Here is a 23070-nt window from a genome sequence, read left to right as displayed (position 1 = left end):
AAACATGGCTTACGAAAACTTAAAAGCCCAAATTGCTGAGTACAACAAACTTTGTGACGAAAAATGCGCAAAAACTCCAGAACGTCAAAACTTAAAATACAACCGTGTGTATACACCAGTTGATATTGAAGGCTTTGATTATGAACGCGATTTGGGAATGCCTGGCGAATTCCCTTATACTCGTGGCGTACAACCTACTATGTACCGTGGTCGTTTCTGGACAATGCGTATGTATGCAGGCTTCGCTACAGCTGAAGAATCTAACAAACGTTACCGCTACCTAATCGAATCTGGTGCAACAGGTCTTTCCTGTGCGTTCGACTTGCCAACTCAAATCGGTTATGACTCTGATGATGTTATGGCTGAAGGCGAAGTTGGTAAAGTAGGTGTAGCGATTGACTCTTTGGCAGATATGGAAATCTTGTTCGATGGCATCGACCTTGGCAAAGTATCCACTTCCATGACAATCAACGCTCCAGCATCCGTTTTGTTGGCAATGTATATCGCAGTAGCTGAAAAACAAGGTGTACCTTCCACAGAATTGAAAGGTACTATTCAAAATGATATTTTGAAAGAATATGCAGCTCGTGGTACTTACATTTTCCCTCCAAAACCATCTATGCGTTTGATCACTAATATCTTCGAATATTGTTCTCAATACGTTCCAAAATGGAATACAATTTCTATTTCCGGTTACCACATCCGTGAAGCAGGTTCCACAGCAGCACAAGAAATCGCATTTACAATTGCTGATGGTATCGCATACGTAGAAGCAGCTTTGAAAGCTGGTCTTGATGTTGATACATTTGCTGGTCGTCTTTCCTTCTTCTGGAATGCTCATAATAATGTACTTGAAGAAGTTGCTAAATTCCGCGCATCTCGTCGCTTATGGGCAACAATCATGAAAGAACGTTTTGGTGCAAAAAAACCAAAATCCATGATGCTTCGTGTACATACTCAAACAGCTGGCTCCATGTTGACTGCACAACAAGTTGATAACAACATCGTTCGTGTCGCTCTTCAAACTGCAGCTGCTGTAATGGGCGGTACTCAATCCTTACATACAAACTCTCGTGACGAAGCTTTGGCTCTTCCTACAGAAGCATCTGTACAAGTAGCTCTTCGTACTCAACAAATCGTGGCTTACGAATCTGGTTTGGCTGACGTAGTTGACCCATTGGGCGGTTCCTACTATGTTGAAGCTATGACTAACGCTATCTATGACGAAGCTATGGCATACATCAAGAAAATTGATGAAATGGGCGGCGCTGTAGTAGCAATCGAAAAAGGCTATATCCAAAAAGAAATTCAAGAATCCGCTTACAAATGGCAAATGGAAGTTGAATCTGGCTTACGCACAATCGTTGGCGTAAACAAATTCCAAGTTGAAGAAGAAGCTCCAAAAGACTTGCTTCGCGTAGACGCTTCCGTAGGTGCTAACCAATCTAAGAAAACTCAAGCAGTTCGTGCTAACCGCGATCAAGCCGCAGTTGATAAAGCCTTAGCTGATTTGAAAGCTGGCGCAGCTGACGAATCTGTTAACTTGATGCCATTAATTCTTGCAGCAGTTAAAACATATGCTACTTTGGGTGAAATTTGTAATGTATTGCGCGAAGTATTCGGTGAATACGAAGCTCATTCTACATTATAATATCGGCTGATTTCGGAGGTAATATATCATGGCAGAAAAACGTATTAGAGTAATTGTAGCAAAACCAGGTCTTGATGGTCATGACCGTGGTGCAAAAGTAGTAGCACGCGCACTTCGCGATGCTGGTTTCGAAGTAATCTACACTGGTCTTCGTCAAACACCAGAACAAATCGTTGAAGCAGCGCTTTCTGAAGACGTTAATGTAGTTGCATTATCTCTTCTTTCCGGTGCTCACAATACATTGTTCCCTAAAATTGTTGAACTTTTGAAAGAAAAAGGCATGGGGGATGTTCTTGTAATCGGTGGTGGCGTTATTCCTGACGCTGATATCCCTGGCTTGAAAAAAGCTGGCGTAGCGGCAGTATTCACACCTGGCACACCAACTAGCGATATCGTTAACTTTATTAAAGAAAACGTAAAATAATTGCTTGGGCAAAGAGGGGTGCAACTCTAATAGTTGGCTCCCCTCTATTCCCATATTCGAAGATAGGTGGTGAGGCGAATGGATTTAGTTAAAGGCCTTTTTGAAGGTTCTAGACTAGCCTTAGCACGGTCCATAACAGCTGTAGAAAACGAGTATGATAATGCCATCGATATTATGAAGGCAATTTACCCTAAAACGGGGAACGCACGTATTCTCGGTATTACAGGGGCCCCTGGTGCTGGTAAAAGTACTTTGACCGATAAGGTGGTTAAACATTATTTAGATCAAGGTAAAAAAATCGGCATCGTTGCCATCGACCCAACTAGCCCATTCTCTGGAGGTGCTATTTTGGGGGACCGTATTCGAATGAATGATTTAACATTAAATGAAAATGTGTTCATTCGAAGCATGGGCACGCGTGGTAGTCTTGGTGGATTATCTAAGAAGACTGCAGACGTTGTAAAACTCATGGATGCCTTTGGCATGGATTTAGTAATTATTGAAACTGTAGGCGTAGGTCAATCTGAAGTAGATATTGTAAAAAATGCTGATACTACATTGGTTGTACTGGTTCCTGGTCTCGGTGATGATATCCAAGCTATCAAGGCGGGTATTCTTGAAATTGGCGATGTATTTGCTATCAACAAAGCTGACCGAGATGGTTGCGATCGTTTGAATGTAGAAATTGAAATGATGCTTGACCTAGATTCTCGTGAAGTAAAATGGCGCCCACCAATTAAGCGCACAATTGCTAGTAAAGACCAAGGCGTAGATGAACTTATCGACGCTTTAGATGAACATTTTGAGTATCTTGAAGATTCTGGTGAATTGGAATCTCGTCGGGCAGAACGTACTCGTGATGAAATCATCGCAATGATTAATGAACAAATTGGTCGTTATGTAGCTGATAAAATTGTTACAAGCGACGAATTTAATAGCCAAGTGGCAGCTGTTAATGAACGCGAAAGCGATCCATATACAGTTGTTAATGGCGTAATGACAAGCGTGCTAAAGTAGACGGCGACTACATAGCATTAGAGATTTAGCCTTGAAAAGGAGATAATCAAAATGGCTTTTAAAGTATTACAAGTGGATCACATCGGTATTGGTGTTAATGATTTAGCAGCAACTAAAGAATTCTATAAAAATGCATTAGGCATTGAACATCTTCCTGAAGACGAAATCGTAGAAGAACAAAAGGTAAAAGTATCCTTCTTCCCTTGTGGTGATGCTGAACTTGAATTCTTAGAAACTACAACTCCAGATGGCCCTATCGGTAAATTTATCGAAAAAAATGGCGGTCGTGATGGTATCCAACACGTTGCATTGCGCGTTGATAATATTGAAAATGCTATTGCTGATTTGATGGCTAAAGGCGTTCGTATGATTGACGAAAAACCTCGTTATGGTGCAGGCGGCTCCTCAATTGCTTTCTTACATCCAAAAGCAACTGGCGGTGTTTTGCTTGAATTATGTCAACGTATGAAATAATACAGTATCCAATTCACATCATTATATATGAGTTGTAGATATACATATACATATAATCCTACGTTATATATTAAATATGTATGCTTCTTGAACTTTATTCATTTATGAAATAAAATGATACTGTAACAAGTTTTATTTGGAGGTGCTATAATGGCAACAGTGCAGGAAAAAATCGAGTTATTGCACGAAAAACTAGCTAAAGTTAAAGCTGGTGGCGGCGAAAAACGCGTTGAGAAACAACATGCTCAAGGTAAAATGACTGCTCGCGAACGCTTGGCTAAATTGTTCGATGATAATTCCTTCGTTGAACTTGATCAATTCGTTAAACATCGTTGTGTTAACTTCGGTCAAGACAAGAAAGAATTACCAGGTGAAGGTGTAGTAACAGGTTATGGTACTATCGACGGTCGTTTAGTATATGCATTCGCACAAGATTTCACTGTAGAAGGTGGTTCTCTTGGTGAAATGCATGCTGCTAAAATCGTTAAAGTACAACGTTTAGCAATGAAAATGGGTGCTCCTATTGTTGGTATCAACGATTCCGGCGGTGCTCGTATTCAAGAAGCAGTAGATGCCCTTGCTGGTTACGGTAAAATTTTCTTTGAAAATACAAATGCATCTGGTGTTATTCCACAAATTTCCGTAATCATGGGCCCATGTGCGGGCGGTGCTGTATATTCTCCAGCATTGACTGACTTCATCTACATGGTTAAAAATACTTCTCAAATGTTCATCACTGGTCCTGCAGTAATCAAATCTGTAACTGGTGAAGAAGTAACCGCTGAAGATCTTGGTGGTGCAATGGCTCACAACTCCGTGTCTGGTGTTGCTCACTTTGCAGCTGAAAATGAAGATGATTGTATCGCTCAAATTCGTTACTTATTAGGCTTCTTGCCATCCAACAATATGGAAGATGCTCCATTGGTAGATACTGGTGACGATCCAACTCGTGAGGATGAAAGCTTGAATAGCTTGTTGCCAGATAACAGTAACATGCCTTACGACATGAAAGATGTTATTGCAGCTACTGTAGATAATGGCGAATACTATGAAGTACAACCATTCTATGCTACTAATATCATTACTTGCTTCGCTCGTTTTGATGGTCAATCCGTTGGTATCATTGCTAACCAACCAAAAGTAATGGCTGGTTGCTTGGACATTAACGCTTCTGACAAATCTTCCCGTTTCATCCGTTTCTGTGATGCTTTCAATATTCCAATCGTTAACTTCGTTGACGTTCCTGGTTTCTTGCCTGGCACAAATCAAGAATGGGGCGGTATCATTCGTCATGGTGCTAAAATGTTATATGCTTACTCTGAAGCTACAGTACCAAAAATTACTGTTATCACTCGTAAAGCATATGGCGGTTCCTACCTCGCTATGTGTTCCCAAGATTTAGGCGCAGACCAAGTATATGCTTGGCCTACATCCGAAATCGCTGTAATGGGTCCTGCTGGTGCAGCTAATATTATCTTCAAGAAAGACGAAGATAAAGATGCTAAAACAGCTAAATATGTAGAAGAGTTTGCGACTCCTTACAAAGCTGCAGAACGTGGCTTCGTAGATGTTGTAATCGAACCTAAACAAACTCGTCCAGCAGTTATCAACGCTTTGGCAATGCTTGCAAGTAAACGCGAAAACCGTGCTCCAAAGAAACATGGTAATATTCCATTATAATTCGATTCGGTAAACATATCATCGAATTTGGGAGATACCTTTCTTTACTACTTTTTTAGAAAGGGGAATGATTATGGAAGGACAAGCAGTTACTACCAATCCTTGGTTAATCATGGCGATTAATATGACAGTTGTATTTGCTGTATTGATAGCTTTAGGTATTCTTATGGAAATCGTACATTTAATCGATCCTACTAGGAAGAAAAAAGAAGCACCAGCAGCAACTGCTCCTGTTGCTACTCCAACAGCTACTCCTGTAGCTCCGGCAAATGCATCTGCTCAAAATGAGGATGAAGTAGTAGCAGCTATCGTAGGTGCCATTGTGGCGATGGGGTACTCATCTGAACAAATTGCATCTATTCGACCTACAGCAACTAGTGCTAAATGGCGCTTGGAAGGTCGCTTAAGCGGTAGAGGTTAAAATATTTTTAGGAGGCATTTGTAATGAGCAATGCTACAACAACTAACGGTAAAGCTCCATCTCAAGATGTAGTAGCAGTAATCGTTGGTGCATTAGCGGCAATGGGTTATTCCGCTGATCAAATCGCGCATATCCGTCCAATCGTAAGCTACAATTGGAAAATGGAAGGCCGTTTGCGTGGTAATCGATAAGATAATTGGCTATTTTGATAATCCGTGGGATTACTCAATTTATATGTGTAAAAATATTTATAAGTTTTGTGTAGGAACTACACATTTTGGAGGAATTTAAGATGAAAAAATTCAACGTTACAGTAAATGGTACAGCATATGATGTAGAAGTTAATGAAGTGAAAGCAGCGGCTCCTGCAGCAGCTCCTAAAGCAGCTCCAGCAGCAGCTCCAGCTCCTAAAGCAGCTCCTGCACCAGCTCCTGCTGCAGCAGCAGCTCCAGTTCCAGCAGGTGCTGAAACTGTAAAAGCTCCAATGCCTGGTAAAATCTTATCTGTAGCAGTATCTGCTGGTCAAGCAGTTAAAAAAGGCGAAACTTTGTTGATTCTTGAAGCTATGAAAATGCAAAATGAAATCGCAGCTCCTCATGATGCTGTAGTTTCCGAAGTTCGCGTATCTGCTAACCAAACTGTATCCACTGGCGATGACATGGTTGTTCTTGGCTAATACCAAGTGTTGTATGACGTGGCTGCGCCACGTCATCTAACAATTTTATATTTGTGAAAGGGGAACGCATATGGAGGCTTTTGCTGTTGCGATACAATCTGTTATTAACGATAGCGGGTTCCTCGCATTTACAACAGGCAATGCTATTATGATTCTTGTAGGTTTGATCCTATTGTATTTAGCATTTGCTCGTGAGTTCGAACCATTATTGTTGGGTCCGATTGCGTTTGGTTGTTTACTTGCCAATATTCCTCGTAACGGTTTCGAAGAAGGCGTTATGGCGCTTATTAGTGCAGGTATCTCCCAAGAAATCTTCCCACCTTTAATTTTCCTTGGTGTAGGTGCAATGACTGACTTTGGTCCACTCATTGCCAATCCTAAAACATTGCTTTTAGGGGCTGCAGCTCAAATTGGTGTATTTGCTGCCTTAGGTGGCGCAATGATGCTTGGCTTTACAGCTCAAGAAGCGGCTGCTATTGGTATCATCGGTGGTGCTGATGGTCCTACATCCATTTACTTAGCTACTAAGCTAGCTCCTCATTTGTTAGGTGCTATCGCGGTTGCCGCATATTCCTATATGTCTTTGGTACCGTTGATTCAACCACCTGTAATGAAACTCTTCACTACTCAAAAAGAACGTGAAATCGTTATGGAACAATTGCGCGAAGTAACACGTTTTGAAAAAATCGTGTTCCCAATCGTTGCAACGATCTTCATTTCCTTATTGCTTCCTTCCATTACATCCCTTTTAGGTATGTTGATGTTAGGTAACTTGTTCCGTGAATCTGGCGTAACTGATCGTTTGTCCGATACTTCTCAAAACGCATTGATCAATACAGTTACAATTTTCTTAGCAACTGGTACTGGCTTGACAATGAGTGCGGAACACTTCTTAAGCTTAGAAACCATCAAAATTATTCTTTTAGGCTTATTCGCATTTATTTGCGGTACAGCTGGTGGTGTATTGTTCGGTAAATTGATGAGCTTAGTAGATGGTGGTAAAACAAATCCACTTATTGGTTCTGCCGGTGTATCCGCGGTTCCAATGGCAGCTCGCGTATCTCAAGTAGTAGGTGCGAAAGCTAACCCAGCTAACTTCTTGCTCATGCATGCTATGGGACCTAACGTAGCTGGCGTTATTGGTACGGCAGTAGCTGCAGGTACAATGCTTGCTATGTTGTCTAACCACTAATAATTTAATATTTATTCACCCAGGTGTACCTAAATAGGTACACCTATTGGTGAATCAAAAAGCCCTTGGTCATTATGTAATCATACATAAAAGGGAATATTTGCAATAAATGCTTTTCAGATCGGTCATTAGGTGATTAGCAAGATTTCACAGAATAACCTTCTAGTGCTTTAAATATAGTAGAGGTGGTCACTTGTTATCAATTGAATTAAAAATACTGATTTGTTTTGTTTGGGCATTTATTGTTTTTTTTATTACTGCACTGATTATCGGTGCTGAAGGTAAAGCTAAATGGTTTCAGCAGAGAACTAAATATTCTTGGTTTAATCGCCGAGGTTTTCTTGGTGAAACTTTATTATTTGGGTATCCTAAAACAAGAGAGGGATATGGGATTACTTTTATAATGGCCTCTGCCATTGGTATCGTAGGTTATATTTTATATCTCTTATAATTATGTCAGTGCATTTCTCTGAAGGGAGATGATGATGTATGGGTACTGCAGAACAAACCTTAATCGTCCTTGCAGTCATGGCTGTTTTATTCGTTACGGAAATTATTCCTCTAGCTATTACTTCTTTAGGCGGCGCAATTACATTAGGCCTTATGGGTATTATTACTCCTAAGGTTGTATTCTCTGGTTTATCTGATAGTACAGTTGTGTTGTTTGCAGGCATGTTCGTTGTTGGTGCTGCATTATTCTATACTGGTTTGGCTCAAAAAATTGGGGAAACCGTAGTATCTCATGCAGGGACTAGCGAAAATGGCTTGATGCTTGCGATTATGCTTGTAACAGCTACCATGTCCGCATTTTTATCTAACACTGGTACAACAGCTGCTTTACTTCCTGTAGTTGTTGGTATCTGTGCTGTTGCTAAGATTCCTGCATCTCGTCAATTGATGCCTTTAGCATTCGCTGCAGGTATCGGTGGTATCATTACAATGGTTGGTACACCACCTAATATCATTGTAAGTGGTACATTGACTAAATTTGGTATTGAACCATTTGGTTTCTTTGAGTTTGCTTGGATTGGCATTCCTTTGACTATCGCTACTATCGTATTCATGATGCTCATTGGTAAACATTTATTACCTAAACATGAAATTACTGATGCCGGTGATGTAGAACAAGAAGTAGCTGCTGAAGATATTTCTAACGATCCTAAGAAACAATTGTTCTCCGGACTTATTCTTTTAGGTGTAATCCTTGCCATGATTTTAGGTGAACCATTGAAAGAACACTTTGGTATTAACTTACCGTTGAGCATGGTTGCTGTTATTGGTGCAATGCTTTGCGTATTAACTGGTTGTTTGAATGAAAAACAAGCTTACACATCTATTGACTGGGTAACAATTTTCTTGTTTGCTGGTATGATGCCAGTGGCAACTGCACTTGATCAATCTGGTGCAGGTAAAATGATTGCTGATGCAGTAATTGGTGTTATGGGTTCCGATCCTAGTCCTTACTTTGCAACAGGCGTATTGTTCATTTTGTCTTGTGTTATGACGCAATTTATGTCTAATACTGCATCTTGTGCATTATTGGCTCCTATCGGTATCTCCATTGCTCAAGGTATGGGTGCTGATCCTCATGCTGTATTGATGGCTATCGGCGTTGCCGCATCCTGCGCATTCGGTACACCTGTAGGTACACCTCCAAATACATTAGTACTTGGTCCTGGTCAATACAAATTTACTGACTATGTAAAAGCTGGCGTTCCATTGATTTTAGTTTGCTTCGTAGTAAGCTTAATTATCATTCCAATGGTATGGCCATTCTTCCCTGGTAAATAATAGGGAATAGGTTACTCTACTATACAAGCACACACGAGGTCGAATCGTAAGATTCGGCCTCGTTTTTTATGATTTTAGTCTATATGATTTTAATATAGATTACATATAAGTGTAATCAAAAGCAATATGAATTAAACTAATTTGCATGATTAATTTTACACAATTGACTACATCGAAAAAAATATGATATAGTATATTGTGTAAGATATAATAATGTAATGTTGAATAAGGAGGTCATCTATGACAAAAGAAAGATTTAACATGTTAGTTGGTTCTATTGGTGCATTTATTGGTGTATTTGTATTTTTAGCCTATATCCCACAAATAATTGCTAATCTTCATGGTCAACCTAGTCAACCATGGCAACCATTATTTGCAGCAGTATCCTGTTTGATCTGGGTATTATATGGTTGGACAAAATCACCTAAACGTGATTATATTTTAATCGTACCAAACCTTGCAGGCGTTATTTTAGGTACACTAACATTCTTAACATCTTTCTAAGTGCTATAAGAAAAAAATAGTATTATTGTTATATAGTGAATAATAGTAAAGATATTACTTTACTTTATAAATATAAATGAGGTCGAATCGTATGATTCGGCCTTTTTTAGAGTGAAGTTTATATGTTAGATTAAAATATAGATAAGCGTTAAATCTGTTGTAATAAAAAAATAGTTTTTATGATAATAAATATTGATAATTGAATTCCTAGTATAATAGTACGTATTTTAATTGAAATGATAATTAGTGCATTCTCAATTATTGATTATTAAACTCAATTACATAAATGAAAAGAAATATCAAAATGCATATGAATATAGGCTTTTTATGATAAAAAGGAACAATTATTATGCAAAATATTCTATAATTTTTTATCATTTTCATTTGACTTTCAATTTGAACTGTGTGATAATGAGAACATAAGTTGAGGCAAGTGCCTTTCTAAATGATAATAAAAAGTTCTGATCTATATTTTGATGGAGGTCCTAATTATGAGAGTTATTGCTGATGGTTGCATTAAATGTGGTTCTTGCGCATCTGTTTGCCCAGTTTCCTGCATTACTGAAGGCGAAACTAAATACGAAATTGGCGATGCTTGCATCGATTGCGGTTCTTGCGAATCCGTTTGCCCAGTTTCTGTAATTTCCGCTGAGTAATCACAAATAAAACACGCCCCTCATTGAGGGGCTTTTTATTTTGCCTAAATTTGCGTAACTTAGTATAATAGGACTATTAAGAATTATATTATAGTAAGGGAGTTAATCTTGTTTTATACAGTACTTATCATTTGGTTATTATTGGACCAATTAACTAAATATTATGTAATGAATCATTTTTTGTTAGGTGAATCTTTACCTGTTATTCCTAATGTATTTCATCTTACCTATATTATTAATCGCGGTGCAGCCTTTGGCATGTTAGCGAATCAACGATGGTTTTTCTTACTAGTGGCTTTTGTTCTATTAGCTGTTTGTGCTTTTTATTGGAAGCGATTAGCTAAGGGCCATTGGACTTTGCAAATCGGATCCGCCTTATTAGTCGCAGGTGCAATTGGTAATGGCATTGACCGATACATGATTCATGGGGTAGTGGACTTTTTTGATTTTCGTGTATGGCCTATTTTTAATGTGGCAGATATTGGTATTTGCATAGGTGTAGCTTTTGTTGTATTTTATTTGTTTTCATTGAAAGAGGACCATGAATAGCTTTCATTATTAGGGTCCTTTATAGATCATTGACTTGATTCGTCAATAAATATATATCTTATACTTGACTCAAAGAGGAATAGAGGATGAATGAATATATTGTAAGTGCTGAGCAAGAAGGCATGAGACTAGATGTATTTTTAACTGAACAGATGGAAGGATCTCGTAGCTATATTCAAAGTTTAATTAAAGGTGGTCATGTTACAGTAGGTGATAAAGTAGGAAAGGCTAATCTTCGGCTTACACCTGATACTGTCATTCATGTAGAAATCCCAGAGCCCGAATCGATTGAGGTTAAACCTGAGGATATCCCTATAGATTATTTATACGAAGATCACGATATTGTTATTGTTAATAAACCTCGTGGCATGGTGGTACATCCTGCAGTAGGGAATTATTCTGGAACCCTTGTAAATGCTCTATTATTCCATTGTAAGGACCTATCAGGTATTAATGGTGAAATTAGGCCAGGTATTGTGCATCGCTTAGATAAAGATACGTCTGGTGTTATGATGGTGGCAAAAAATGATGCAGCACACATTGGTCTAGCAGAGCAAGTAAAAGTACATTCTGCAAGACGTACGTACTGGGCGCTAGTACAAGGCAATATTGTAGAAGAAAAGGGGACTATAAAGGCGCCTATTGGACGCCATCCTAAGGACCGTATGAAAATGGCTGTTGTCTTTGAAAACAGTAAAGATGCAGTAACACATTTTAAAGTATTGGAGCGTTATGGTCATCAAACATTGGTTGAATGTAATTTGGAGACTGGCAGAACCCATCAAATTCGTGTTCACTTTGCTCATATTGGACATCCTGTTGTTAATGACCCATTTTATGGATATAGACGTATGGATTTTCCTATAGAAGGGCAAGCATTACATTCTAAATCGTTAGATGTTAAACACCCTATTACAGGTGAAGAAATGCACTTTGAAGCACCGGTACCAGCTGACTTTGAGGCGTGCTTAGAATTTGCTAAGACCTACCGTGAAGATAAACGAAAATAGTCTAAATGTTTACATTGATTGTCTAAGTACTTATTTTTACTACTTATTTGGATATAGGGGCATAGAACAATCCTATGCTGTAAGGGCGTATATATGGAAAAGAAACGCTTACTAATGGATCAAGACGCTATAATGCGTGCGATTCGTCGTATTAGTCATGAAATTTTAGAACGCAATAAAGGTTTATCTAATGCGTTAATTGTAGGTATTGAACGGCGTGGTGTCATTTTGGCAAAACGTTTACAAGCGGAAATTGAGCGTATAGAAGGTATTCATATTGATTGTGAGTCTTTGAATGTTGCAGTGTATCGTGATGATCGTGATGCTCGTCCTAAAGAGGGGGAACCGTGTACGATTGATACAACGGAAAAGACAATTATTCTTGTAGATGATGTTTTGTATACGGGCCGTACCATTCGTGCTGCTTTAAATGCATTAATGACGGCTGGTAGACCAAGATCTATTCAATTGGCCGTTCTCGTCGATCGTGGTCATCGTGAATTGCCTATACGAGCGGACTATGTAGGTAAAAATATTCCTACATCACATCTTGAAAGTGTACGCGTTGCCGTCGCTGATCTGGATGGTGAAGAAGGGGTTACAATACAGGAATAATCTGTATTGTAACCCCTTCTTCTTTTTGAGTATTACCATATAATAAGATGATTAACTTAATAAAATTAAATTATTTGACTCTTATATTTATGTGCAGAATGTTTCTACTAGATCGTAGTTCTGCTTATTTTATGTATTGTGGCGTATAGGTGTAGTCCATATGACCCATTCGTTTAACTTCATTATGTAAGCATAAGGCCTGTATATCTGTAGCTAATGTATCAATTTGATGCATCGTTTGTCCCAACGTATTTAATTCATTAGGTGCTTTGGCCCATTTTTGAATAAGTGGTATTTCAAAATCATTTCGAAGCCATTGACGACCTCTATCGTTGAAGGCAAGTAAACGAGCATATTGTGGACCTTCTTGCATAGCATTTTGCAATACATCTTTTTGGATTCCTAGAGCGAGATAGGCCCCCATCCGTTGTAAACGTGCATAGGTATAGCGCTTTGATTTTATATGCTCCATAGCCAAGTTCCACGTAGGTTGTTGAGCTGCTTTAGACCATAAGTGTTCAATACCTTCGTTGAACTCCCCAAAGCTTTCCAGCTTGGTTGTTGATGTACGACGACTTAAGGAATGGATTATATCATAGTAGCGGTTATAGTTTACATAAGCACCATTAGAAATTATATTAGTCATATCGTCTGCAATAGTCTTAGGAATGATTGACTGAAGTTGTAACTCTATTTTACTATTTAGTGTATTTAATTTTGTTAATGTAGTTGCAGTTGAATTTGAATTTGAATTTGAAGTTGTATTTGTATTTGTATTTGTATTTGTACTTGCACTGGTCGTTGTATCTATATCTGTAGAAGTGTAGATACTATTTTTATTACAATTGTTACTACCTGTAGCCATATTTGTTATAAGTTTACGCAATGCTGTACCAGAAGGAAAATCTTTTGTAATATTCGCGTCGTGATGATCTGATGTGCGTAAGATTGGTATATATTTTAAGGAAGGATAATAGGTAAGTCCTGCCCGAATATATTCAAGTCCTAACAGTGCATTAGGGGTGTTGAGCATCTCTGTATTAAGGGCTTTACGGAAGGCAGAGCCATAGGACATACCTTCGTTAATATAGGTCCGTAATACTGTTTGAGTACTTTCACAATCCATACGTTTAGTTATATCAACGAGTGTATCTAGATCAGCCGTTTCAGAACCAAAGGAGAGTGCATCGATATGTAAAGCTTTTACCATGCGAATAGCACCTGTTCCAAACAGTTGTGCACTACCCAAAGAATAGAGTGTAGGTAGCTCGATAACGATGTCTGCACCACCGAGAATAGCCCAACGAGCACGGTCAAATTTAGAAAAAATAGCAGGTTCTCCTCGTTGTACAAAGGAACCACTCATGATACAAATGCGCAGCGCTTCAGGATGCTCTTGTGCTAAGGTATGTAATTGATGCGCATGTCCATTGTGAAATGGATTATATTCACAGATGATACCGATTGTTTTCATAGTGACTCCTTTCATTATTGTTAGTGTAACAAAGCGAAGAAATGCTGTAAATAACATTTCATGATATCCATATAAAAGGTCTGGTTATAGAAATGATGTTATGTGCAAATATTAAGTTTAGTATAGATTTTCTTGACACTATAGGCTATAATTAACTGTAAATGCTGAATTGATGTGAGGTATATGATGAAACAAAATTGGAAACGTACATTACAAGGGGCTCTGCTCGGTGCTGTGCTGCTAGCAATGGCGGGATGTGGCTCTACAAATGTAATGGATACATATAGTTTTGGCCATCAAGTTATCCGTGCTGGTCAATCTGAAATTACCATTGCTTTGCCTTATGAAATGGGTAAAAGTACAAAAAATATGTCTGATAAGGGGTATCCAATCGATATTTATGGATCTGTTACAGAACATATGGTAATTGAGGTTGAGGCTTTACGGCCTGGTGAAAATAAACCGTTACCTACGGTAGATGAGTATATTAATCACAGTAAGTCTGAATTTGCTAAAGTAGGCGCGACCATCAAAGAAGAGTCCGTAGCATTAGAAGGTGCATCTGCTAAAAAGCTTGATGTTACTGTTACATCGCAAGGACAAATATTTAGAATTTCTCAATACGTATTCTTAGATCATGGCGTATTGTGGAATATAGTCTACCAATATCCTGAAAAGGATCAGGTAGGTGCTGATATCAGCAAAGAAATTCAAAACAAGATTCAAGTTACACAACAGAAAGAGGGTTAATCGATGAACGTATTAGTAGTTAACTGCGGTAGTTCTTCTTTGAAATATCAATTACTTGATATGACAACTGAAACAGAATTGGCAAAAGGTCTTTTTGAAAAGATTGGTGATCAAGATGCTATCTTCACTCACAAACGTCCTAATGCAGATAAATTAGAACGCATTGAACCAATTTTGAACCATAAAGAAGCGCTTCGCATTTTGCTAGATATTTTAGTTGATGCTGAATTTGGTGTTATTTCTTCCATGGATGAAATCGATGCTGTAGGTCACCGTGTAGTACACGGCGGTGAAAAATTTGCTGATTCCGTATTGATTACTCCAGCAGTTATGGAAGCATTGGAAGAATGTGCTTCTCTTGCACCATTGCATAACCCACCAAACATTCAAGGTATTGAAGCTTGTGAAGCTATTATGCCAAATGTACCTCAAGTTGCTGTATTTGATACTGCATTCCATCAAACTATGCCAAAAGAAGCATATATGTATGCGCTTCCTTACTCTTATTATGAAGATTATGGTATTCGTCGTTACGGCTTCCATGGTACATCCCATAAATATGTAGCGCAACGTTGTGCAGAATTAATGGGTAAACATATGACTGATCTTCGTATTATCACATGCCACTTGGGTAATGGTTCCTCTGTGGCTGCTATTAAAGGTGGTCGCTCCATCGATACTACAATGGGCTTTACTCCATTGTCCGGTTTGATCATGGGTACGCGTACAGGTGATATTGACCCTGCTATCGTTCCATTCTTGATGGAAAAAACAGGTATGACCTATGAAGAAATCGATAGAGTTATGAATAAAGAATCCGGTGTATTAGGGATTTCTGGTGTATCCAATGACTTCCGTGTGATTGAAGAAGCTGCTGCTAACGGCAATAAACGCGCACAATTGGCATTGAATATGTTCCATTACAAAGTTCGCCGTGTAATCGGTGCCTTTGCTGCTGTTATGGGCGGTGTAGATGCTATCATCTTTACTGCTGGTATTGGTGAAAACGGTATTGGTAACCGTGATGCAATCTGTAACGGTTTGGAATACTTAGGTACTCGTATTGATTCTGAACGCAATAATGTTCGTGGTAAAGAACAAGAAATCAGTGTTGAAGGCTCTAAGGTTAAAATCTTCGTAATTCCTACAAACGAAGAAATCATGATTGCTCGTGATACTCAACGTATTACTGCAGCGTTGAAAAAATAATATAGTTCGCATCTGAACTGAGTGACTAATAGAGTCATAAAACCCCGTCTATATCTCGGATATGGACGGGGTTTTTGTAGTTTTTATGCATAGAATATCTTATAATAGGATGTATAGTTATTAATTAGTGATTTCTTTAAAAGGGGTAAAGCATGACAGTATTATATAAAGAAAAATCTCAGCGCACCAGAAGTGCAGAGTTATTGGTAGTATTTTTTGTGATTTTATTGTTGTGTGCAGCAGCTTATACAACGTATCGCAGTATTCAATTACATACGGTTTTATTAGCTGAGTATTTTATTGAAATCATGGCCATCATTGTTATGGTTAAACAGGCTGTTAGTCGATATACATATATTTTGACAGATACAAAGCTTGTGATTGAAGAGCACTCTATCTTTAGAAATCGCCATTTTGAAGTAGATTATAACATGATTGATGGGGTGTTCAAGTTTGAACGTGAGTTGTTGACAAATATTAAATACCGCTATAAATATAGAAAATGTTCTACCTCTGACCCGCGCCCGATTTGGTCTCTTGTGTATTCTATTGTAGATGGAAATAAAGTTAAAAATGGTCGTTTGCTGTTGAAAGCCGACGATAGATTCTTTGAAATATTAGAAGAGCATGTGCCTGGCCGTATTCGTGTGCCTCAAGCGGATATTGTATTTTATGCAGCGGTGCGAGCTGATGCGGTAAAACATGGGGAAGATGTACAAGAATATTATGAAAGATTAATTTCTTCAGAAGAAGATAAAGGAACAACTATGTAAGGGATGGTAAGTTCTGGGGGATAGGCAGGATAGTTTAGTTATACCAAGAATTTTATGTACAAGTTTTTTAATACGAAGGAGCGTATATGGCTGGATTATATTTGGCGAGTCAATCACCACGTAGAACTGAATTATTAACACAGGTTGGGATTGATCATACTGTTGTATCCAGTACTTATGAGGAATCTAATGAGGGTTACGACAACCCTATTGAAATGGTGAAAGCCCAAGCATTAGGTAAGGCTCGTTGTGCTGTAGGTGTTCCAGACGGAAGTATTGTGTTAGGCGCAGATACTATTGTTGTCCTTGATAATAAAGTATTAGGAAAGCCACATGATGAATCCGATGCACGCCATATGTTGGAGCATTTATCGGGTAGAGCACATTCTGTAATCACTGGAGTCGCGTTACTCATCAAAGGGGAGGAGATAGTTTTTCACAATGAAACAAAAGTATATTTTAAACAATTAGCACCCTTTGAAATCGAGTCTTATATTGCTAGTGGGGAACCGATGGATAAGGCTGGAGCTTATGGCATCCAAGGAAAAGGCGCACTATGGGTAGATAAAATAGAGGGTTCTTATACTAATGTGGTAGGGTTACCAGTTGAACATGTATACGATGAACTTTGCAAGGCGTTAGGGGCTAAATAACACTAGCGCATCAGATGAATCGTGTTATAATTGGCTGTGCTGTGCTGTGCTGTGCTGTGCTGTGCTGTGCTGTGCTGTGCTGTGCTGTGCTGTGCTGTGCTGTGCTAAATAAATTTTAAGAGAGTAGATGTGTTTGTTGCTTGATTTACAAATGGTGTTATCTATTTGAATGGAGAGATTCTATGGAAGTACCAACAGTAAGTGTAAAAGATATGTTACCATTCCAGCGACCTCGAGAAAAATTTCTCGCCTTAGGTCCATCACATATGGCGATGGAGGAGTTGTTGGCTATTTTATTACGTACAGGGGTAAAGGGGCAATCTGCGATTTCTTTGGCAAGTGATATTGTACAATCCTTTGATGATGGTGTTTATGGTCTTAACCGAATGACCGTAGATAATCTGATCAAAATCAAGGGTATTGGTAGAGATAAAGCAGTGACGCTATGTGCAGCACTTGAAATGGGTAGGCGATTAGGGGAGTTAAAGATTAAAGAGACTTATGAAGATTTTTCGCAACCTTTTGTAATAGCTCAATATGTGATGGAGCGACTGCGTCACGAAGATGTGGAACATGTGTGGGCTGCCATGCTAACATCTCGAAATAAGCTTATTCAGTTGGAACATATCTCTAATGGTGGATTAGTATCAAGCCTTGTAGAGCAAAGAGCAGTATTTAAAAAAGCTATAGCATGCAATGCGGCGGCTATTATTCTAATCCATAACCACCCGTCAGGTGATAGTAGACCAAGTGATGAAGATATACGGCTAACGAAAATGTTTGTTAGTGCTGGTCAATTTATGGGGATTCCTGTACTTGATCATATTGTTATAGGGGATAATGAATTTACGAGCCTCAGCGAAATTGGTAAATTGAGCTGAGCCTAAATAAACTGAACAAAGCCAAGTAAGATTATTAAAAGCACTCATTTTGAACTATACCTAATTTTGACGCATGGGTAAGTTCCTATAAATGAGTGCTTTTCCTTATTGTGTATGAGATTATATGTATGAAGTTATGTAATTTTTATGTATGACTTATGAGTACAGGGATTATGCGTTATCTGTGCTTTTAACAAAAGGAAAGGTACTGATATCAATGGAAAAAGTCGCGTTATATATGGTAAAATGGAATGATGATGTAATGAAGGAGAAATTACTATGAGTTCCATTTTACCTACTCTAGGAAAAGATGTAAGTATAGATATTGGTTCCATACAAACGCGCCTCATGGGGGGGACGCGAGGGACTGTTATAAGCGAACCATCGATTATAGCAACTGATACAAAACAAGAAAAAGTAGTAGCCGTTGGTGATGAAGCGGCGCGCCTCGTATTGCGCATGCCCGATATGTGGCGTCCGTTAACGCCTTTAAAGGATGGATTTATCGTTGACTATCGTGTTATGCATACTATGCTTAGCTACTTTCTTAATAAGGTGTCTAATGCGTTGCGTCGAGCCCGCGTTGTCGTAGGGGTTCCTTGTGGCATGACCGATGTTGAGCAACGAGCTATGATGGATGCTGTTATTCAAGCTGGTGCTCGAGAGGTATTCCTCATTGAACGACCTGTGGCAGCTGCTATTGGTTGTGGTGTGCCTATTTTTGAAGCGCAAGGATCTATGGTTATTGACATCGGTGGTGGCACTATTGATATGGGGATTGTTTCTTTAGGTGGTATCGTAGATAGCAAAACAATTCGTTTTGGTGGTTCTGATATTAATAATGCCTTATTGCGCTATGTGCGTGAGTGTTTTGGCGTTATCGTATCTGATGAGACCATATTAGATATTAAGCATACATTAGGTACAGCTATCGCTCCTTTAGAGGATGCAGAGTATGCCTTTCAGGGGCGCGATATGATGAACGGCTTAGGTAGACGTTGTGTGATTCATCAATCTGAAGTGTACCAAGTTGTAAATGAATGTTTGATAGGACTCTTGGATGAGGTTAAGCAAATGATTCGTGCTACGGCACCAGAAATCGTGGCTGATATTATGCAACATGGCATATGGCTTACTGGCGGTACGGCAAGACTATCTGGCTTAGCGGATCGGATTGGTACTGAAGTAGGTGTACCTGTTCACGTTCCTGAAGCACCTGAAACAAAAGTTGTGGTAGGCCTTAATGGGGCCTCATCTGATTTGGTGAGCTTATCGCGTTTTATTGTAAATTCTAAGAATAGAAAGGGCCGAGACTAGCATGATACAGTCAGATAAAAAGTTAATTATCATCGTTGTCATTGGTTGTATCCTAATGGCATTGCTCGGCTTTGCGTGGAAGCAACGGACTAGTATTCCCTTTGTTACGGTTACCCTTGAAGGAATTACAACGCCTTTCTCTTATGGGTCAGCTCGTTTATTAGAGGGCGTCCAAACTAGCTTTACAGTACTTAATAATGCTATTTTCTCTACTATCGAACGTGAAGAGGAAGCATCTCGTAAAGCTACATTGGAACAAAAGGTAGTTAACTACGATGAAGTAGTAGCAGAGAATATTCGCCTTCGTCAGCTTTTAAACTATAAGAGTAGCCATCCAGAATTCTCCATGACCCTAGCAGGTATCATTACAAAGGATTACGGTACTTGGACAAATACTTTCACCATTGATAAAGGGAGTGAAGAAGGTATGGCAGTTAATATGGCTGTTGTTGTACCTAGTGGTGTCGTTGGTTTTATTACAGATGTATATCCGCATTCTGCTCGCGTTCAAACCATTCTTGATCCGCGTAGCGCAATAGGTATCCTTGTACAACGACCTGAATCTCGTTTGTCTGGCGTTGTAAAAGGTAATGGCAATACACCTCGTACACCATCTATGGTAAATATTGCTCGCGATGGTGATGTATTGGTAGGTGATAAGTTGATTACCTCTGGATATGGAGGCATTTATCCGAAAGGTCTACCTGTTGGCAACGTGCAATCTATCGAAAATGATTCGGAAGGATTTGTTAAAAATGCGGTAGTCACACCGAGTGTAGATTTTCATCGTTTAGAAGAAGTTTTTGTGCTTACCTCGTCTTCTCTAAGTGCACCACAAAAACCAGAACTTGAACCTAAACTTGTGCCTCAAACACAACGAGATCAAGTAGAGGGTGCAAAGGGGGCCGTTAAACAATGATGCGTCTAGCTTTAGTTCTCTCTGGATTTTTAATATATTTTATACAAGCGCAATTATTGCCTACTATTTTTCATACAAATTGGTTACCAAACTTAATTTTGACGATAATTGTTATGATTACTTTATTTAAAGGTCGTCGTATGGGGCTGATATCCGCTGTTGTTGGGGGTATCGTACATGATGTATTGATATCTAACTTTTTTGGGCTCCATCTATTCCCTTACGTAATTGTGGTATACCTACTATCTGCCGTAAAGCATCGTATCTATGAAGAACGCTGGTATTGGTCTAGCGGTATAGTAGCTATTTGTACGCTACTAGATGGCGTTATTCGTAGCTTTATGATATTAGCTAGTGGTGGCGATTTGCACTTTGGACTATACTTGTGGCATATGGTATTACCCGTGATGTTCTGGAATGGCTTGTTAGGCGCTATTGTGCATGGTTTGTTATGGCGTAAAGATGATGAACAACAAGGTTATATTTGGTAAGGATTAAGGGGGTGAAAGAGTGCTTGAAGGCCTCTATAAACGAAGAAAAACGAATCGCTTTGATGTACTCTTTTACATTGTAGCCGGCATATTTATAGTCTTGGCATTACGCCTGATGTCGTTGCAAATCTTGTCTGGTGGTTATTACCAAGCTAAGGCAGAAGGCAACCGTTTGCGCATGGTATCCATGACAGCTGCTCGTGGTATTATGTACGATCGAAATGGTCAGATCTTAGTAGGTTCTAGACCGGCATACACTATCTCCATTTTGCCTACGGGGAAGGCTCTAGACGAAGGTGAAGTTGCTAAGTTGGCAACTTTGCTGAAAATTAAACCAGAAGATATTACAAAAAAGGTAAATGATCATAAATATGGTTATGAGCCAATTCGTATTGCTAATGATATTTCTATGGATGTAGTTACAAGCATCGAAGAGCATCGTCATGAATTACCAGGTGTTACCATAGATGTAGAACCACTTCGCTATTATCCATATGAAACGATGGCTTCTCAGCTCTTTGGTTATGTGGGTGAAGTGAGCGAAGAAGAATTAGAAGAGCTAAAACAGCAAGATCCAAATACCCTTATTAGTGGTGGTACTATTTTAGGCCGTTCTGGTCTTGAAAAACTATATGATTCCATCTTGCGTGGTACTGATGGTGGTAAACAGGTAGAGGTTGATGCTACAGGCCGACCGGTTGCGGAGGTAGATAGAAAGCATACAGTGCCTGGATCTAATATCCATTTGACAATAGATGCAAATCTACAAAAGGCTGCTGAAGAAGCTGTTAAGAACCAATTAGAACAGTTGCGTGCCCAAGGCATTCCAGCTCAAGGAGCTGCTGTAGTAGCAATGGATCCAAATACGGGTGCCATTTTGGCCATGGTCAGCGCCCCTGAGTTTAATCCTAACTGGTTTGCGAAAGGGATTACAACGGCACAGTGGAATCAATTGAATAACGATAAGAATCATCCATTTGATAATAAGGTTATTTCTGGTGAATATCCACCAGGTTCTCCGTTCAAGATTATTACAGGTACGGCGGCTTTAGACCTGAAAAAGGTTACCCCTGAAGAAATGATTTTTGATAGTGGTAAACATTGGCTTATCGATAAACGAAATGCAGAAGGTGAAGCATTAGGGTGGCTTAACTTTAATAAAGCTCTTGCAAAATCAGATAATGTTTACTTCTATGAAATGGGCAATCGCGTTGGCATAGAAGGACTTGTAAAATATGCTGGCTACTTTGGTATTGGCGAAAAGACAGGCATCAATCTTGTTGGTGAGGCCTCTGGTAATATGGCAAGTCCTGCTTATAAACGCAAAGTGTATGATGAAGATTGGTATTTAGGTGAAACCTTTGATGCGGCCATAGGTCAGTCTTTTACTTTGGTGACACCATTACAAATGGCTGTTATGCTCAGTGAAGTAGCAAATGGTGGCATTAAATACCGCCCATATGTAGTGAGCCGTATTGATAATAAGGATGGCACGCCAAAAGAAATCTTTGGCCCAGACAAGCTCGGTATCTTACCTGTACCAAAAAATATTATGGATCTTGTTCGCGAAGGCTTGCGTGATGTTACTAATGAAGGTGGTACAGCAGGGGAGTTGTTTAAAGGATTCCCTATTGATGTAGCTGGTAAAACAGGTACTTCAGAGAATGCACATGGCAGAGATCACGGCTGGTTTGTAGCCTATGCACCATATGATAAGCCACAAATTGTAGTGGTTGCACTTGTTGAGCAAGGTAGCTTTGGTGCGGGCTCTGCAGGGCCTATCGTACGAGATATATTGGCTGCGTACTTCAATGTACCAGTGAATAAGAAATCTAATGATACAAATAGTAAGAGCAATAAGGAAACTGCTACGGGGACAAGTATTAATAAAGGGCAAAAACCTCAGAATGCGGTAACTAGTGGACAACCAAGAAAGGATTAGT

General features: G+C 39.2%; 26 protein-coding genes. 25 read left to right on the top strand and 1 reads right to left on the bottom strand.

Annotated elements, in window-relative coordinates; all coding sequences use genetic code 11:
• Nucleotides 1-4 precede the first annotated feature (4 nt).
• From HMPREF0873_RS03270 to pyrR, 16 genes are all read left to right on the top strand, one after another.
• On the top strand, nt 5-1651 hold the full coding sequence (locus tag HMPREF0873_RS03270; protein ID WP_004696495.1) for a methylmalonyl-CoA mutase: 1647 nt from the start codon (nt 5-7) through the stop codon (nt 1649-1651).
• Between the two features lie 28 nt (nt 1652-1679).
• On the top strand, nt 1680-2075 hold the full coding sequence (locus tag HMPREF0873_RS03265) for a cobalamin B12-binding domain-containing protein (protein ID WP_004696492.1): 396 nt from the start codon (nt 1680-1682) through the stop codon (nt 2073-2075).
• Nucleotides 2076-2153: 78 nt separating this feature from the next.
• A complete protein-coding gene (gene meaB, locus HMPREF0873_RS03260; protein WP_004696489.1) occupies nt 2154-3092 on the top strand; it encodes a methylmalonyl Co-A mutase-associated GTPase MeaB in 939 nt (312 codons plus the stop codon).
• Nucleotides 3093-3143: 51 nt separating this feature from the next.
• The gene (gene mce / locus HMPREF0873_RS03255; RefSeq protein WP_004696488.1) at nt 3144-3566 is read left to right on the top strand and encodes a methylmalonyl-CoA epimerase; all 423 of its coding nucleotides are present in this window, start codon (nt 3144-3146) and stop codon (nt 3564-3566) included.
• A gap of 150 nt (nt 3567-3716) precedes the next feature.
• On the top strand, nt 3717-5246 hold the full coding sequence (gene mmdA / locus HMPREF0873_RS03250; RefSeq protein WP_008714294.1) for a methylmalonyl-CoA decarboxylase subunit alpha: 1530 nt from the start codon (nt 3717-3719) through the stop codon (nt 5244-5246).
• 73 nt (nt 5247-5319) lie between these two features.
• The gene (locus tag HMPREF0873_RS03245; protein ID WP_008714293.1) at nt 5320-5667 is read left to right on the top strand and encodes an OadG family protein; all 348 of its coding nucleotides are present in this window, start codon (nt 5320-5322) and stop codon (nt 5665-5667) included.
• Between the two features lie 23 nt (nt 5668-5690).
• Nucleotides 5691-5858 carry a hypothetical protein gene (locus tag HMPREF0873_RS10000; RefSeq protein ID WP_004696483.1) on the top strand — a complete coding sequence of 56 codons (168 nt, stop codon included), beginning with the start codon at nt 5691-5693 and terminating at the stop codon, nt 5856-5858.
• Nucleotides 5859-5959: 101 nt separating this feature from the next.
• Nucleotides 5960-6343 (top strand): biotin/lipoyl-containing protein, encoded by a 384-nt coding sequence (locus tag HMPREF0873_RS03240; protein WP_008601436.1) that lies wholly within the window; start codon nt 5960-5962, stop codon nt 6341-6343.
• A 70-nt stretch (nt 6344-6413) separates the two neighbouring features.
• Nucleotides 6414-7535: a sodium ion-translocating decarboxylase subunit beta gene (locus tag HMPREF0873_RS03235; RefSeq protein ID WP_004696480.1), complete on the top strand. Its 1122-nt coding sequence runs from the start codon at nt 6414-6416 to the stop codon at nt 7533-7535.
• 193 nt (nt 7536-7728) lie between these two features.
• Nucleotides 7729-7986: a hypothetical protein gene (locus HMPREF0873_RS03230; protein WP_004696478.1), complete on the top strand. Its 258-nt coding sequence runs from the start codon at nt 7729-7731 to the stop codon at nt 7984-7986.
• 38 nt (nt 7987-8024) lie between these two features.
• On the top strand, nt 8025-9326 hold the full coding sequence (locus HMPREF0873_RS03225) for an SLC13 family permease (RefSeq protein ID WP_004696476.1): 1302 nt from the start codon (nt 8025-8027) through the stop codon (nt 9324-9326).
• Between the two features lie 240 nt (nt 9327-9566).
• Nucleotides 9567-9830 carry a SemiSWEET family transporter gene (locus HMPREF0873_RS03220; protein ID WP_004696474.1) on the top strand — a complete coding sequence of 88 codons (264 nt, stop codon included), beginning with the start codon at nt 9567-9569 and terminating at the stop codon, nt 9828-9830.
• A gap of 491 nt (nt 9831-10321) precedes the next feature.
• Nucleotides 10322-10486, top strand: coding sequence for a DUF362 domain-containing protein (locus HMPREF0873_RS09865; protein WP_004696472.1), 165 nt, complete (start codon nt 10322-10324; stop codon nt 10484-10486).
• Nucleotides 10487-10591: 105 nt separating this feature from the next.
• Nucleotides 10592-11035, top strand: a complete 444-nt coding sequence (gene lspA / locus HMPREF0873_RS03215; protein ID WP_287507655.1) for a signal peptidase II — start codon at nt 10592-10594, stop codon at nt 11033-11035.
• A gap of 86 nt (nt 11036-11121) precedes the next feature.
• Nucleotides 11122-12045, top strand: a complete 924-nt coding sequence (locus tag HMPREF0873_RS03210) for an RluA family pseudouridine synthase (RefSeq protein ID WP_038125489.1) — start codon at nt 11122-11124, stop codon at nt 12043-12045.
• 93 nt (nt 12046-12138) lie between these two features.
• Nucleotides 12139-12660 (top strand): bifunctional pyr operon transcriptional regulator/uracil phosphoribosyltransferase PyrR, encoded by a 522-nt coding sequence (gene pyrR, locus HMPREF0873_RS03205; RefSeq protein WP_004696466.1) that lies wholly within the window; start codon nt 12139-12141, stop codon nt 12658-12660.
• Nucleotides 12661-12784: 124 nt separating this feature from the next.
• On the opposite strand, the gene HMPREF0873_RS03200 is transcribed toward pyrR, so the two are convergent.
• Nucleotides 12785-14134, bottom strand: a complete 1350-nt coding sequence (locus HMPREF0873_RS03200; RefSeq protein WP_008714289.1) for a nucleotidyltransferase family protein — start codon at nt 14132-14134, stop codon at nt 12785-12787.
• Nucleotides 14135-14320: 186 nt separating this feature from the next.
• Here HMPREF0873_RS03200 and HMPREF0873_RS03195 point away from each other — a divergent pair, with 186 nt between their 5' ends.
• The 9 genes from HMPREF0873_RS03195 (at nt 14321) to mrdA (ending at nt 23069) form a co-directional block, all read left to right on the top strand.
• Entirely contained in the window at nt 14321-14884 is a 564-nt protein-coding gene (locus HMPREF0873_RS03195; protein WP_004696462.1) for a hypothetical protein, read from the top strand.
• Between the two features lie 3 nt (nt 14885-14887).
• A complete protein-coding gene (locus HMPREF0873_RS03190) occupies nt 14888-16093 on the top strand; it encodes an acetate/propionate family kinase (RefSeq protein WP_004698711.1) in 1206 nt (401 codons plus the stop codon).
• Between the two features lie 152 nt (nt 16094-16245).
• A complete protein-coding gene (locus HMPREF0873_RS03185) occupies nt 16246-16866 on the top strand; it encodes a hypothetical protein (protein WP_008714287.1) in 621 nt (206 codons plus the stop codon).
• 86 nt (nt 16867-16952) lie between these two features.
• The gene (locus tag HMPREF0873_RS03180; protein WP_008714284.1) at nt 16953-17519 is read left to right on the top strand and encodes a nucleoside triphosphate pyrophosphatase; all 567 of its coding nucleotides are present in this window, start codon (nt 16953-16955) and stop codon (nt 17517-17519) included.
• A 182-nt stretch (nt 17520-17701) separates the two neighbouring features.
• Nucleotides 17702-18400, top strand: a complete 699-nt coding sequence (gene radC / locus HMPREF0873_RS03175; RefSeq protein ID WP_008714282.1) for a DNA repair protein RadC — start codon at nt 17702-17704, stop codon at nt 18398-18400.
• A gap of 279 nt (nt 18401-18679) precedes the next feature.
• A complete protein-coding gene (locus HMPREF0873_RS03170; RefSeq protein ID WP_004698656.1) occupies nt 18680-19717 on the top strand; it encodes a rod shape-determining protein in 1038 nt (345 codons plus the stop codon).
• A 1-nt stretch (nt 19718) separates the two neighbouring features.
• The gene (mreC, locus tag HMPREF0873_RS03165) at nt 19719-20636 is read left to right on the top strand and encodes a rod shape-determining protein MreC (RefSeq protein WP_004698531.1); all 918 of its coding nucleotides are present in this window, start codon (nt 19719-19721) and stop codon (nt 20634-20636) included.
• The gene (gene mreD / locus HMPREF0873_RS03160; protein ID WP_008714280.1) at nt 20633-21127 is read left to right on the top strand and encodes a rod shape-determining protein MreD; all 495 of its coding nucleotides are present in this window, start codon (nt 20633-20635) and stop codon (nt 21125-21127) included. Before mreC ends, mreD begins: the two co-directional genes overlap by 4 nt.
• Before the next feature lie 19 nt (nt 21128-21146).
• On the top strand, nt 21147-23069 hold the full coding sequence (gene mrdA, locus HMPREF0873_RS03155; RefSeq protein ID WP_008714278.1) for a penicillin-binding protein 2: 1923 nt from the start codon (nt 21147-21149) through the stop codon (nt 23067-23069).
• Nucleotide 23070: the final 1 nt, after the last annotated feature.

Origin of the sequence: Veillonella sp. 3_1_44, assembly GCF_000163715.1 — a bacterium.
GTDB classification, from domain to species: Bacteria; Bacillota; Negativicutes; order Veillonellales; family Veillonellaceae; genus Veillonella; species Veillonella parvula_A.
This window is presented reverse-complemented; position numbering and strand designations above follow the sequence as displayed.

Coding starts and splice junctions, on each gene's coding strand:
- HMPREF0873_RS03200 (WP_008714289.1), bottom strand. CDS start 14,134: ATGAAAACAATCGGTATCATCTGTGAATATAATCCATTTCACAATGGA.
- HMPREF0873_RS03185 (WP_008714287.1), top strand. CDS start 16,246: ATGACAGTATTATATAAAGAAAAATCTCAGCGCACCAGAAGTGCAGAG.
- mmdA (WP_008714294.1), top strand. CDS start 3,717: ATGGCAACAGTGCAGGAAAAAATCGAGTTATTGCACGAAAAACTAGCT.
- HMPREF0873_RS03225 (WP_004696476.1), top strand. CDS start 8,025: ATGGGTACTGCAGAACAAACCTTAATCGTCCTTGCAGTCATGGCTGTT.
- HMPREF0873_RS10000 (WP_004696483.1), top strand. CDS start 5,691: ATGAGCAATGCTACAACAACTAACGGTAAAGCTCCATCTCAAGATGTA.
- HMPREF0873_RS03270 (WP_004696495.1), top strand. CDS start 5: ATGGCTTACGAAAACTTAAAAGCCCAAATTGCTGAGTACAACAAACTT.
- HMPREF0873_RS03170 (WP_004698656.1), top strand. CDS start 18,680: ATGAGTTCCATTTTACCTACTCTAGGAAAAGATGTAAGTATAGATATT.
- HMPREF0873_RS03210 (WP_038125489.1), top strand. CDS start 11,122: ATGAATGAATATATTGTAAGTGCTGAGCAAGAAGGCATGAGACTAGAT.
- HMPREF0873_RS03195 (WP_004696462.1), top strand. CDS start 14,321: ATGAAACAAAATTGGAAACGTACATTACAAGGGGCTCTGCTCGGTGCT.
- mreC (WP_004698531.1), top strand. CDS start 19,719: ATGATACAGTCAGATAAAAAGTTAATTATCATCGTTGTCATTGGTTGT.
- HMPREF0873_RS03245 (WP_008714293.1), top strand. CDS start 5,320: ATGGAAGGACAAGCAGTTACTACCAATCCTTGGTTAATCATGGCGATT.
- HMPREF0873_RS03180 (WP_008714284.1), top strand. CDS start 16,953: ATGGCTGGATTATATTTGGCGAGTCAATCACCACGTAGAACTGAATTA.
- HMPREF0873_RS09865 (WP_004696472.1), top strand. CDS start 10,322: ATGAGAGTTATTGCTGATGGTTGCATTAAATGTGGTTCTTGCGCATCT.
- HMPREF0873_RS03190 (WP_004698711.1), top strand. CDS start 14,888: ATGAACGTATTAGTAGTTAACTGCGGTAGTTCTTCTTTGAAATATCAA.
- HMPREF0873_RS03240 (WP_008601436.1), top strand. CDS start 5,960: ATGAAAAAATTCAACGTTACAGTAAATGGTACAGCATATGATGTAGAA.
- radC (WP_008714282.1), top strand. CDS start 17,702: ATGGAAGTACCAACAGTAAGTGTAAAAGATATGTTACCATTCCAGCGA.
- HMPREF0873_RS03220 (WP_004696474.1), top strand. CDS start 9,567: ATGACAAAAGAAAGATTTAACATGTTAGTTGGTTCTATTGGTGCATTT.
- pyrR (WP_004696466.1), top strand. CDS start 12,139: ATGGAAAAGAAACGCTTACTAATGGATCAAGACGCTATAATGCGTGCG.
- mreD (WP_008714280.1), top strand. CDS start 20,633: ATGATGCGTCTAGCTTTAGTTCTCTCTGGATTTTTAATATATTTTATA.
- meaB (WP_004696489.1), top strand. CDS start 2,154: ATGGATTTAGTTAAAGGCCTTTTTGAAGGTTCTAGACTAGCCTTAGCA.
- HMPREF0873_RS03265 (WP_004696492.1), top strand. CDS start 1,680: ATGGCAGAAAAACGTATTAGAGTAATTGTAGCAAAACCAGGTCTTGAT.
- HMPREF0873_RS03235 (WP_004696480.1), top strand. CDS start 6,414: ATGGAGGCTTTTGCTGTTGCGATACAATCTGTTATTAACGATAGCGGG.
- mce (WP_004696488.1), top strand. CDS start 3,144: ATGGCTTTTAAAGTATTACAAGTGGATCACATCGGTATTGGTGTTAAT.